This is a genomic window from Mucilaginibacter sp. P4_D1 (genome assembly GCF_056401935.1).
In genome coordinates this window covers 158,892-171,748 of record NZ_JBFUIJ010000007.1, presented here as the reverse complement: position 1 = coordinate 171,748, position 12,857 = coordinate 158,892, and the positions used below count along the sequence as shown (strand labels likewise).

General features: G+C 35.5%; 11 protein-coding genes. All 11 read right to left on the bottom strand.

Translation table 11 applies throughout. The annotated features are described in order from the left end of the window. Positions 1–6: 6 nt before the first annotated feature. The gene (locus AC1DV1_RS09480) at positions 7–1,158 is read right to left on the bottom strand and encodes a glycosyltransferase (protein WP_477358019.1); all 1,152 of its coding nucleotides are present in this window, start codon (positions 1,156–1,158) and stop codon (positions 7–9) included. Between the two features lie 10 nt (positions 1,159–1,168). Further along, on the bottom strand, positions 1,169–2,467 hold the full coding sequence (locus tag AC1DV1_RS09475) for an O-antigen polymerase (protein ID WP_477358016.1): 1,299 nt from the start codon (positions 2,465–2,467) through the stop codon (positions 1,169–1,171). Continuing rightward, positions 2,464–3,276 carry a glycosyltransferase family protein gene (locus AC1DV1_RS09470; RefSeq protein ID WP_477358013.1) on the bottom strand — a complete coding sequence of 271 codons (813 nt, stop codon included), beginning with the start codon at positions 3,274–3,276 and terminating at the stop codon, positions 2,464–2,466. The genes AC1DV1_RS09475 and AC1DV1_RS09470 overlap by 4 nt, the downstream gene beginning before the upstream one ends. Next, a complete protein-coding gene (locus tag AC1DV1_RS09465; protein ID WP_477358010.1) occupies positions 3,269–4,009 on the bottom strand; it encodes a glycosyltransferase family 2 protein in 741 nt (246 codons plus the stop codon). Before AC1DV1_RS09465 ends, AC1DV1_RS09470 begins: the two co-directional genes overlap by 8 nt. After that, positions 4,009–5,193: a glycosyltransferase gene (locus AC1DV1_RS09460; RefSeq protein ID WP_477358007.1), complete on the bottom strand. Its 1,185-nt coding sequence runs from the start codon at positions 5,191–5,193 to the stop codon at positions 4,009–4,011. Before AC1DV1_RS09460 ends, AC1DV1_RS09465 begins: the two co-directional genes overlap by 1 nt. After that, positions 5,186–6,109, bottom strand: coding sequence for an NAD-dependent epimerase/dehydratase family protein (locus tag AC1DV1_RS09455; protein WP_477358004.1), 924 nt, complete (start codon positions 6,107–6,109; stop codon positions 5,186–5,188). Before AC1DV1_RS09455 ends, AC1DV1_RS09460 begins: the two co-directional genes overlap by 8 nt. 2 nt (positions 6,110–6,111) lie before the next feature. Beyond that, entirely contained in the window at positions 6,112–6,738 is a 627-nt protein-coding gene (locus AC1DV1_RS09450; RefSeq protein ID WP_477358001.1) for an acyltransferase, read from the bottom strand. A gap of 3 nt (positions 6,739–6,741) precedes the next feature. Continuing rightward, positions 6,742–8,013: a lipopolysaccharide biosynthesis protein gene (locus AC1DV1_RS09445; protein WP_477357998.1), complete on the bottom strand. Its 1,272-nt coding sequence runs from the start codon at positions 8,011–8,013 to the stop codon at positions 6,742–6,744. After that, positions 8,010–8,945, bottom strand: coding sequence for a glycosyltransferase family protein (locus AC1DV1_RS09440; protein ID WP_477357996.1), 936 nt, complete (start codon positions 8,943–8,945; stop codon positions 8,010–8,012). The genes AC1DV1_RS09445 and AC1DV1_RS09440 overlap by 4 nt, the downstream gene beginning before the upstream one ends. A 217-nt stretch (positions 8,946–9,162) precedes the next feature. Further along, on the bottom strand, positions 9,163–10,164 hold the full coding sequence (locus tag AC1DV1_RS09435; RefSeq protein ID WP_477357993.1) for a lipopolysaccharide biosynthesis protein: 1,002 nt from the start codon (positions 10,162–10,164) through the stop codon (positions 9,163–9,165). 176 nt (positions 10,165–10,340) lie between these two features. Further along, positions 10,341–12,821 (bottom strand): SLBB domain-containing protein, encoded by a 2,481-nt coding sequence (locus AC1DV1_RS09430; protein ID WP_477357990.1) that lies wholly within the window; start codon positions 12,819–12,821, stop codon positions 10,341–10,343. Between the last annotated feature and the right edge of the window lie 36 nt (positions 12,822–12,857).

Sequence of the window (12,857 nt, the reverse complement as noted above, 5' to 3'; positions counted from 1 at the left end):
TGCTTATTAATTTAACTTTCTCTCAGTCTTCTTTTCTTTCGCTTTAAATATCAAGAAAGAAAGAAGACTCTCCCAATTGTTAAAAAAAGGTGCTTCTGGTACTTTGCCTTCTTTTTTATCAAAAGTTAATATGCCTTGCATATAGAGCAACATGTAAGCTGCCAGTTCTTCAGCATCTTCGGCATTAAAAAATTTTACTTTTTCATAACTCCCAACATTTTCGCGGGCATATGGTAAATCCGAAACTATCATAGGTTTATTAGAAGATCTAAACTCTGAAAGCGGTAGTCCCCAGGTTTCTAATTTAGACGGGAATAATAGACAATCAGTTTTTCCATATAAATCATGAACAATGGCGCGTTTTTGTATACCTATAAACTTTATACTTTTTACGTGACCATACTTTTTAATAATTTCGGATGCATATGTGTTTTCGGTACCGTTTAATGTAACTACTAACTCAAATTGTGCGTTCTTTTTTTCAAGCAATTCTGCGGCTTTACATACAACTTCAAAATTTTTGAAGGTTCTTGGAATGGATGGGAAGAAGAATATTTTTTTCCGAAAATCAATATCAAATAAATTATCATGTAATGTGGTTGTTGGCTCAGTTAATTTGATTGCATGCATCGGATATGCTACAATTGTGGCTACATTATACATCTTCCTGAATGCTTCTCTAATCCAATTTTGCTGAACTATTACATAGGCATTTTTTTTAATGTTTATCTGATATAAATACTTATAAAAAATGCAGAACAACGAGAATTTAATATCGTAGAAAAAACGTTTTGTATCCAGCTTGTAAAAAACAGAAGGATTATGGCAGTAAACAACCTGAAATTTACAGTTAACGTTAGGAGTAATATCATGTAATGAAATCCAAAGATCAGGCTTTAACAAATTAGATATCTGTTTGCTTTCTATATACTCAAACTTCACCCGCTTAAGCCACGAGGATTTTATTGAAGGATATTCGATAAAACTAAAGCAGCTTTTGTCTATGTCTTCATCAACAAGGTTTTTATCATGTAGCAAAACAGTGACGTCAAGTTCCTCTGATTTTTGAATTTTGGCTATTGATTTTAACGAGTCCTGAAGAATACTCAAAATCCCACCTTCTACAAGGTTTACGCCCGATATAACAACTTTTAGCATACGTGATATCCTATTTGGTAACTATTATTTTAGATCCTMCAAAAGAGTAACAAAACATAAAAGATAAAGTAATTGGTACCAAGGCAAATACCAGCGTATCAAATAACATCGAAATCATGAGTTGGGCATCCTGGGGGAAAGATGTAATTAATAAGTTCAAAAATATAATGCCAATAGCTATTATAAAGTTGACTCTTTGTTTATCCATTAAAAAAAACTTCTTTCTAACAAAACCAAAAACTAAACCTGTTATAAAAGAATATATAGGTGCGCCAAAGCTTCCGAAAAAAATATGGCCACTAATGTAATAAGGGGTATTGGGCCCTATGGATAAACCGGTATCTTGAGAGCTGTTAATATAATACAATAGAAGATCGTTCCCCAAAGGCATCCTATAATCTACTATTCGTAAAAAACCTAAAACAGAATTAAAGTGATAACTCAAAAAATCGACGAAGTTATAGCTTTGAAAGTGAGCAACCACCGATGGCTCATAATAATAAATTATGGCATCGCCGAAGTATAAAAAACGTATACCCAACTTAATCAGACCGTCTTGCACCGTAGCACCTTCACTACTGCCGCCCTTAATTAAAATAAACAAGGCAGAAACAAACCCGATTATTAACAGGGGTATCTGCACTTTATTAATTTTTTTAAATGAGGCCATTAGCTCTGTTTTCTTAAATACCCCAAGCAAGCTAATTAATGCCACAAATGTTAAAACTACTCCTTTTCCTCCCGATGTCATCGTAAAAAGAAATAATATGAATAACATAATGAGGTTTCTTTTTCTGTTGGTGTGCATATAAGTAAAAAGCAAACTAACAAATACTAGATTTAGCAATCCCCAATTAATTCTTCTCACCGCACCAAATCCACCTCCTTCATCAAAATTGGAGAATTTTGCCAGGCTGGGGTCGTCGCTTAACAGTGCCAGGCCTTTCTGAGATATTAAAATCAAATTTGCAATCACAATGATTATAAAGGCAAATAAATTAAAATAATTTACAAATTTTAATAACTCCCCGGTACAGACAAAATTGCTATCATCTATTTTCTGTACTTTGGGTTTATTTAAAATAAAACCTACATTTAAACATACAACGCAGCACAAAAAATTAATGAGGTAAGGTAGATAAGTAATCTGGAGGAAGGCCATCTGAATTGAAAACGCCTGCGTAATTAAAAAGAAAAATAGCGGATCAAAAACAGAAATGATGTATTTTCTGTAAATAAACAATGATATTGCAAAAATTAAAAAAGTTTGCAAACAGATAACACCTAAATCGCCAAATGACTCTATCATTTAAAAAATATTAAGCTTCGGTATTTAATTGCATATTTGACTGCCACAACAACGTTATTGATTAGCGTTAAAACAAAATGTAAGCCATTTGATGAATAAACGATCAAATTAGCCTTTTTTATTGCTTTGAATATCTTAGCTTTTTGGCCTACCGATGGATTGCTTAGTAGGTTTAGATCGTGCTTTAAATCAACATTCAGCAAATAGAATTTACTGTTAAATTTGCAATACTCGTACATCATAAAGGTATCAGTTCCATAAAACAGCAAACGCTCGTCATATTTAAAGCCACTTGCTAAAAATCTTCCAGAAATTACCATGCCACTGTTAATTGCTGTAACATACCTGGAGTTGTAAAACCCGGACAAGTGCCTGGTCCATCTTTTTGAGAAGAGAATATATTGATAGGCCGGACTTTCAATTTTGCCGTTTACTATCACCCGGGGAAGCAATAAGTCCGGCGAGTTGTTAGCGCTAACTTTATCGATAATTTCGGTGAAATATTCCTTGGTTATAAGCGTGTCGTGATCTAATAAAATCAAATAATCAGCCGGTTGAATGTAGTTGTTTATTACATTATTATAAATTTTTGATAGAGGTAAATTTTCAGGTGTATGTACTAGTACTATATCTCCTAAATATTCTTTCAACAAATCAAGTTCGGTTGCATCAACTTTAACCAGGCTGTTATCCCATATTATTAGCCTGGCCTGTTTCAAAATCCCGGATTTTGAAATGTATAACAACTCAGTTAAAGTGGTTGATTCGCCAAAGGGCTTATTAAAAACCACGACCAGGATATTAATCATTGTTTTTCAGTTTCTTTATCCGGCTATATAAACCATCAAACTTAAAATATGCAAAAGATAGATATTTATATATGGGGCCGAAATTGCTCTCTACTACTTTAAAAACTTCTTTCCCGTAACGCTTATCATGCGAAATTCCATTTAGCTCATGCGTTGCTATAACAGGCTTGTTAAAAATTTGTATCAATTGCTTTTTAGCATAAAGTTTTTGATTTAAATCGAAATCAGAAAACACCTTATATTTTAAGCTGTATTGAATATTTAAGTCGCGTTTATAAAAGCATCCTTGGTGTGGTAACAAATTTCTAATCTTGATTCCCGAATTAATAACCGGTAGTCTTATTTTCTGATTTGAATCCATTACCGGAAAAGCCAGAAGCTTTACGGCAGAGGCCTGATAATTAATCAACGCATCTTTAGGTATATCCAGGAGTAAATCGCCAGCATTAATAAAGTACAAATACACACCTGAAGATATTTTGATTCCCTTATTCATCGCATCATATATTCCATTATCGGGCTCACTAATCCAATAGTTAATATGTTTTTGATATTTATCTATAATTTCAACTGTCCCGTCGGTTGATCCGCCATCTATAATTATAAACTCATTTCCCTGCTCATTTTTTGCAATAACTGATTTTATAGTTGCTTCAATTGTGGCGGCAGCATTATACGTTACGGTAATAATTGATATCAATGGATTCTCCGGTATCATTGCAAACTCCTTCATTAAAGCTTACCTGCCAAATCTTTAACAATTTTATAATAGTTTTCAGAGAACGCCACAGTTCGTTTTAACAAGTCATACTTAAGTTGTTCCTTTAACTGGGGAGTTACCTCGTTTGAACTATAAGTTTCGTCTTTAATGATGTTTCCCAAAATATCGGCAAGTAATTGTTCGTCATTAGGTGGAAAATAAAATGCCTTAGCTGCATTTTGCTCACGGTGAACCGGAATATCAGAAACAATAACCGTTTTCCCGATGCTTTTGGCTTCCTCAACAGTTGAACTCCATCCTTCAAAAAACGAAGGGTTAATTACAGCATCGCATTTACGCATTAATACCAAAACCTCATTATATGGAATTAAACCTAAAAGTAATATGTTTTTTTCAAGGCCGTTTTGGGTTATAAACTCTTTAATCAATTCTATATTCCTGTTGTTTCCTCTAAAATCATGCATAACTCCTGTGGTTACCACGACTGGGTTTAGCCCTTTCTTTACCAGTAGATTAATTGCTTTTAAAACTACCATGTGGTTTTTGTGCGACCAAAATTGATTAGGTAGGTAAAAAAATCTGCCTGTTAAATTATATTTATTCGTTATGTCAAGATACTGTGCATCTACATCTGTAATCTCTCCTGGCTGCGATACAAACTGCAATACCCTGGCCTTATCTAATTTTTCGGGGGCAAACTTTTTATAATCATTTAAAGCATCATAGCTGCTTAAAATAACTACGTCGCTATATTTAACTATATTCTCGTCAATGTTAGTTATATTGTCTAATTGTTTTTGAGTCCATAGCTCTGAAAAATGAAGCCGTTGAAAATCTGGAATCCAATTAATTAATTTTAATGATTTGTACTTACCCCAAAAAAAAGAATGCGAAACAATATTGATTTTATGTTTCTTGAAAAGTAAATATAAAGGTAACTGATATTTAAAAGTGCGGTTAAAGGCCTTGTTCAAAAAMCAAGGCAAGGTGTAACTTTTAAATATGTCGGTATAAACTATCGTGGCATATGGGGAAAACATATCAACGTACTCCTGTTCAATATCAGATGGTACTATTACATAGAACTCCAGATCTGGAAATTTGGTTATAGAATTTGTATATAGTAAGTTTTTAATATAATTAATTCCACCTTTGTATTCTTTCGAAAAATTTATTAAAAATGCAACTCTAATCATTCTGCAACTCCTTAAAATAATTTATGTACTGTAAAATGCCTTCTTCTACTTTCACCTTGGGTAGCCAACCCAAATGCTCGGCCTTTGAAGTATCTGCGTGATAAAACCTCGGGTCGCCGGTTTTTACTTCCTGGTTAAATTTAATATTAATTTGCTTATGGTAAGCTTTTACTAACATCGCTATGGTTTGGGCAACAGTGGTTCTAACTCCAGAACCACCGTTTACAATGCTTATTTTCTCTTTTTCATTGGCCGCTATAGCTAATATCAAAGCCGAGGCATCCGTAACATATAACCAATCCCGGGTTTCCTGGCCGGTACCAAAAAACATAACTTCATCTACCGCATTTTTTATTTTCATGCAGGCATCCCATAGCAATTGCTTTTGCAGGCCTGCCCCATAAATTGAAAAATAACGAATTACTGAAACTTTCAATCCAAAATTCTTGCTGTAAGAAAAACATAATTCTTCGGCTGCTTTTTTGTGAAAGCCGTACGGCGAAACCGGGTCGGACGGGTCATCTTCTTTAATTTTTTTATCGCCAACATCTCCCTGAACAGCGGGACTGGAGGGATAAATAAAATGACATGGATTGCCTTGCAGGCGTATATATTCAAGCAAAGCTAACGTGCTTTGAACACTTTTTTGAAAATCCTCAAACGGGTTTTGATAGGAAAAGGCTACCGAACCGCTGCCTCCGCAATGTACTATCACATCAAAGCGTTTGTTGATATTCATCAATGCTTCAAAAGTAATAGTAGATTCAAACCAATCATCAATACCCCATTTGCTATATTCGTATTTATGCCATTTGCCGTGTCCTATACCACTCACGTGGTAGTCTGCATCTTTAAATGCTTTTGCTGTATATCTCCCTAAAAAACCATACGCACCGGTTATCAGAACTTTTTTCATTTTTAAACTTTTCGTAATTCTGGTGGAATTTCTTTAATAATTTTAGCTGGGTTTCCGCCAACAATTGTCCAGTCGGCTACATCCTTCGTAACTACACTTCCGGCACCCACAATAGCGCCTACACCAATGGTAACACCTTTTAAAATTGTGCAATTCATACCTATCCAGGCGTTTGAACAAATTTTTATGGGTACCGTATTAACAACAGCCCAATTCTTATTTTCGATAAAATTACGGCCGGCCCTGTAATCCTGCAACTGCATCGTTATATCATTTTCACGTTCGCGGTAATCAATTGAATGGGAATCATGATCATAAAAATATGATCCCCAGGCTACAAACACATTATCGCCAAACTCGATCTTTGATTTGCAGATAATATTACTTGCGCCAATAAAGCATCTGTCGCCAACGCTAACTTCACCTGTTTCTGATTCAAATGTAACGTTGCAATCTAAAATTGAATCATTACCTACTTTCAGATAAATTTTATTTTCAATTGGTTTACCTATAGTTAACCTAAAGTTTTCAAAGAAATGAGAATTACCTGCCACTAAATAAACTTGTGCTTTTTTTAGTCGTCTTAAAAAAAACAGACTTTTTATCTTCCTGATTATAAATCCCACCATACATTAAATCTCGTTAATACACTTTTTTGATTCATAGTTAACAAATATAAGTGCCGGAATAGTAAGCAATGCCGATGCCAGCGGAACAGATCCTATACCTATTGATAAACTGAACAAGAGTTTGCATAAAGGAATCATCAGAGCAGAAGCGATAACCGCTAATATTATTTGACCTTTAAGTTTTTCAAAAGCATTTAAAAAAACTGCACCGCAATACGAAAAAACCTGCACAATAAATAAAAATGCAAATGGAAACACATCTTTAACATTAGCAATTTGAATAACATTATTTGTCCACAAGCTTACCAAAGTTGGAATTAAAAATATCGCACAACAACTTCCCATACTGAAAATCAATGCAGATAACAAAAGCTGATTGTATATTTTTTTTAATTTCGCTTTATCACCTAAGGCTTTGGCATGTGATACTTCTGTCCAGTAAACAGAAATCACTACATTAAAGATTGTCATTCCCAACAAAAAAAACTTGTTAACCGTGTCATATTGTGCTACGTTTTTAAGCGACAAATTGCTATAGGTTAATATATTGCCAATTGAGTAAAGAAATAGTGATGAAATTTGCAGCAAAAAAAATCTGGTACCCACCACCAATGAAGCTTTTGACGATAAGAAATTTTTGTAGTTAAATATTTGCTTCCAATTAAAGTGAACATTTTTAAGTGCGTAAAACATGATGGTGAAATTTGCCACCACGTAAAGGCCGCTGTAAAATATAGCAAGCTTATATATATTAACTTCCCAAAACTTGTACTTGTACAAAAGCAGTACAAGTAACCAAACAAAATTTTGCGTAAATAATATTGAATTAAATAAATTAAACTTCTTTACGCCTTGAATTATAAAATGACCTAATGTAAAAGGAAAAGAAAGTATGATGGGAAGATAAATAAGGTAAGCTAAAAACAGGTGCGTTTTAAATACACCTACAAAAAATGTAGCGCACACAAAAACAAGTGTTATAAGAAGGGTCATTATCATATAAAATTGCAATGTACCGGCAATCAATACGTCGATATTTTCTTTTTCGTTACTTGCACGCGATTCGGTAACCTTATTTTTTAAACTATAGCCCGATCCGAAATCAAAAAGGTTGAGCCATGATAATAATGCCGTTAGTGTTACCCAAACAGCATAGTTATTTGTTCCTAATGTTTTTAATAATAAGGGAACTGTAATAAAAGAAATTGCAGCAGAAGATAATTTAAATATGGTTGAACCAAATATGGATTTGATTACGTTTTGGTTAAATTTCAATTTATTAACGCTTTAATAATTCGTAATTGTGTAACCGCCCTTGCTTTCCAGGGAAATCTAACACTTTTTAAATATGAAAAGGCTGGTAAAAAACCTGATTTCGACTTAACGTTTAAGATACCACTTAAAAGGTTTTGTGCATATACCTCATCGGCTATCATATCAAAGTTTGGCTGAGCAACAACGTGATTATATTGGGTTTTGGCAATTTTCTTGATTTTGGTTTGCCAGTAATCAATTTCAGTGAGCCATTGCCGGGTAGCAATCTTTTGGCTCGTTAAATTACCGCCCCAAATACGGTACGACCCAATAATTTCCGGAACAAAAACAGCTTGTCCTGTTAATAAAACTCTTTGGATCAAGTCACTATCGCCGGCCGTTAATTTATATTCGGTGTCAAAAAATTGTAATTCGCTCATCTTTTTTTGCTTGAAAACAATAGCAGGTAGCCGGGCATCCACCCCGTATTTAAATACATCATAACCTAAGGGTTGGTTAAAAACCTGTTCTTTTGGAAATTGCCACCCTGGTTTGATGACATCATGCTCATCTATCACGTTGTGCCCAAATATAATGACGTCAGCATCCGGATATTTTAAGGTGTAGCGCTCAATTATTTCAAATGCATCGGCATTAAACAAATCATCATCTGACGGAATTATCAACCATTTTGATGTTGCATTTTTTGCCGCACTATTCCAGTTTTCAAAAATGTCTATCACGCTTGAGTGCGAAATAAATGTTGCGTTTAAAAATTTAGATTTTAAATCTGAACTTACGTTGGCCCCATTATCGCTCACCGATATCTTAATATGAGATGGAATTGTCGACAACAATTTATCAAGGTAAAAATCCCTTTTATAAGTTGGGATCGCCACTTCAATATCATTTAAGTCATTTCTTTGATTCATTTTGTAATTTATTTTATCCATCAACCTGTTTTGCTAACAGRTGCCTTCATATATACCATAGATATAACATTATCCATCAATTGTTTTATTGCATTTAACGGTAACCTTGGTTAAAGTTGGCCATACTAAAACATTGCCCGGTAACTTTATTGGTATTGTTTCAATAAATCTAAACACTTATAATTTACATTAACTACGCAGGTTTAAATGGCAGTATATGATATTCAACAACAGAAGCTTACCCTATCAAAGTTGTGTATAGTTTTCTGCCTAAAATAACGGCTATGCAAAAAAAAACGCCCAACAATCCTCCAACTATAATTCCCTTAAGCTTACTAAGTTTGCTTTTTAACAGGGGTAATACAGGTTTATCAATAATTTGTATCAACGGCATATCCTGCCTTAATGATATTTTGGATAGCTCTAAGTTTTTAACCATTTCGGCGTATATGGCAGTATTAGCCTGTACATCTACCTGCTTTTTTTGCGATGGTACTCTGAGCGCCAATAATTGAGGATTTGCGTTAGGGTTTGCATCAATTGCCGATGCTACTCCACTTAACGAACTATTTAAAATCATTTTTACACTATCGGCCTGCCTTTGCAGCACAATTACATTTTGATTGCTTTTTTTGGTCTTGGTTAGAGTGTAAAAATTATTTACAGTTTCTACAAGTTTTAAGTTGAAGTTTTTTGCAAAAAGTTCATCTTTACTCACTACCTGAACAGCTATGATACTCAGCTTTTTATCAAGTTTATTTACCGTCAAAACGTTCTTGTTAAAAGACTCAACCATACCCGAAATTATGCTATCCTGAGTTCTGGTAAAGTTCTCCGGGTTTCCGGTAAACGAAATATTGTCAATATGATCTTTTTCTTTCCATACCTTTCTCAACTTATTAAACTCGATATAGCGATCAATTAACAACTGGTTTTTCCCATCTAAGGTAACCTGACTTAATAAAGTTTTTTCAAGCATTAACCGCGATTTGTATAATTCTATGATATTATCGGCTTGAAACATGCCGCCACCACCGCCGCCGCCCAAATCAATACCCGCGAGCGATGCCAAACCGGCGTATTGGCCCAACCCGGATTTTCCGCTCTCCTCCAATACAAACGTGCAAACTGCTGTATATGTAGGCTTTTTAATTATTGAGTACGTTAATCCTAAAGCGCCACCAATTATCCCCAGTACCAGGATAGGCAGCCACTTAAGCCTGATATATATTAAACACATTCTGATTTTGCTTGCAATTTCCTTTAATGAAATTTCAGAAGATTGTGGTGTTTGATCCATTGTAGCTTAAAAATACTTTAACTTAGTGAGCAAGCTTTGATATATAAAACAAAAACGCATTATCCCAGGTATTCAATAATTACCCTGCTGAGTGCTTTTTTATAAATTATTAACGGTTATTTATTTAAACTTAATATACCCAAAATAATTGCGCCTAATGAAGCTAAACCTGTAGTATAACCTAAAATTAACTGGCCTGTATTGTTTTTGCTTTCAGCTTTCTTAGGCACATAAATTTCGCTCCCTGGTTTAACAGATGGGTGATTATTAAAAAACAAAAACTTTCTGGTACCCTTTACGGTTCCGTTAGGGTATACAATGTAAGCGCCTCTTCGTAGCGCCTCCGGGCCGTAGCCTCCGGCGTTAGATACAAAGTCATTAAACGATTTTGAACTATCGTAAACTACCGCACTTGGATAAAGAACCTGGCCATTAACACGCACTATTTGCTGCTGTTTAGGCACCCGTAAAATGTCGCCATCTTCCAGCAATAAATCACCTTTCGAGCCTGGCGTTTTTAAAATGTCGCCAAGATCAATCCCTACGTAGTTATTGCGTTGCTGCGTATCGGCATTGGTTGTCGAATCCTTATAAGTTCTTTTAAGCCTGTTTGCCATTGCTGCCCTTTCCAGTGTTAGGGCTGCAGTATCTGCTTTGTTTTTATCAATACCCAAAATGGCGATATTCTCCCTTTTTAACGAGCCCCCTTCAACATCTGCCGATGCAGTTAGTCCTCCAGCCCGTGCAATCAGGTCAGATACTTTTTCGTTTTTACTTTTTATGGTGTATGATCCCGGATATAATACCTCACCCTCAATTTTAACTGTTTTTTGTTTTTCGTAACCAGGCAAACTATATATAGATACAATATCAAAGGGTGTTAAAACAAAATTGGCATCATTGGGCTTTAGCGGGCCATCAATATTAACGCTAAAAACCTGGGCTACAGTGCTGCTTTTAGATGATGGATCGGCATCAGATATCCTCCTGGCCACTTCAATTCGCCTGGTACTGGCGCCCTCTGCAAAGCCGCCCGCTTTTAAAATAAGGTCCTCTACTTTCATGTTTTCAGAGAAGGCAAACTTTCCCGGCTTCCGTACGCTGCCATTAATAGTAACTACATATTTATCACGCAAATCAAAAATTGATGATATGTTAATAATGTCTTCACGCTGTAACGGAATATTAACTGTTTTATTAATCACATCTTTTACACTAAAACCTATCATTTCGGTACTGTTGTCGGGCTTTAGGCGTGTAATTGTACCCCTGTCTGTAAATGCGTCTTCTTTTAATCCCGCTGTTTTCTCAATTAACTGATATAAAGTTAACCCGTTTTGCAACTCGTATTCGCCAGGCTTAAAAACCGCCCCGTTAATAACAACCCTGTTTTGAAACCGGTTGATAACCGATTCAATAGTGTATTTGTCGCCTCGCAGCGGTATATAGTTTTTATAATCGGCTTCTATAACATCCGTTATTTTCCGCTGCTGGTCACTTATCTGCGAAACCTTTATGCGTGCGGTATAAGCGCTGTCGGTAAAGCCGCCGGCATAGTTTATAATGTCATCAAGATTTTCGCCCGGCAAAACCTCAAACAATGCCGGAATTTTTACCTGCCCGGTCAGTTCAACTCTCGTTCTATACGTTGGCACACGCACAATATCCTGATCCTGCAACGCGATATTGTTTTTTTGATCTCCTTTCACCAGGAAATCATAAACATCAAGATGCCTTATGATGCGGTTGTTTCTTATTATTTCAATTTGCCGTAAAGTACCATTGTCAGTTGGGCCGCCAGCCATGTAAAGCGCATTGAAAACCGTTGCGAGCGATGACAACGTATAAGTGCCCGGCTTAACCACCTGCCCAATAATTATTACCTTTATGCTCCTGATGTTTCCCAGGGTAACCTGAACGCTTGTGCCGCGGCCAATAGCGTAATTATTTGCTGCAAGCCGGCTTTTTATTGCTAAGGTTGCTTGCTCAATAGTTTTGCCGCCAACATTTAAAACACCTACACCGGGTATATTGATATTGCCTTCAGCAGATACTTCCAGTTTCCAGTTTACTAATGAGCTGCCGTAAACATTTATGTTAAGCTGATCATTAGGGCCAACAATGTAATTTACCGGGGTAGCCAGCTTGAGGTTGGGCTCAAATGAATTGTTTTTGTTTTTAAAAATATCTGCCCCAAAAATCTTCGGTTTAAGACTTTCAAATATGTCCCTGTGTATTGATGATGTATCAACACTATCGGGTTGGTAGTTAAGTTGCCGCCCTTCCTGTGCAGTGATGCTATCCGTAGCACCTGCTTGTGATGCACTTGATTTACTGCGGATATTTTTTATCCTCAACTGTAATTTTTGTGCCTGGCCGGCCGACATACCTCTGTTTTGTGCCTGCTGTATCAAATCAGCATCGCTTAACCCGGCATTTTGGGCTTGTTGCAGCACCTGGGTTAACTGTTGATCTGAAACATCATCAACGTTTATTGATGATATGTTTTGCAGATTAGTTTGAGCAGAAACAAATTTAGCTGAACAACAAAAAATGGTGAAACAAATTAAAAACAGACGAAAGCGAAATTTATTCATAAGTAACCATTAAAGGCAATTAATATAATATTGGAA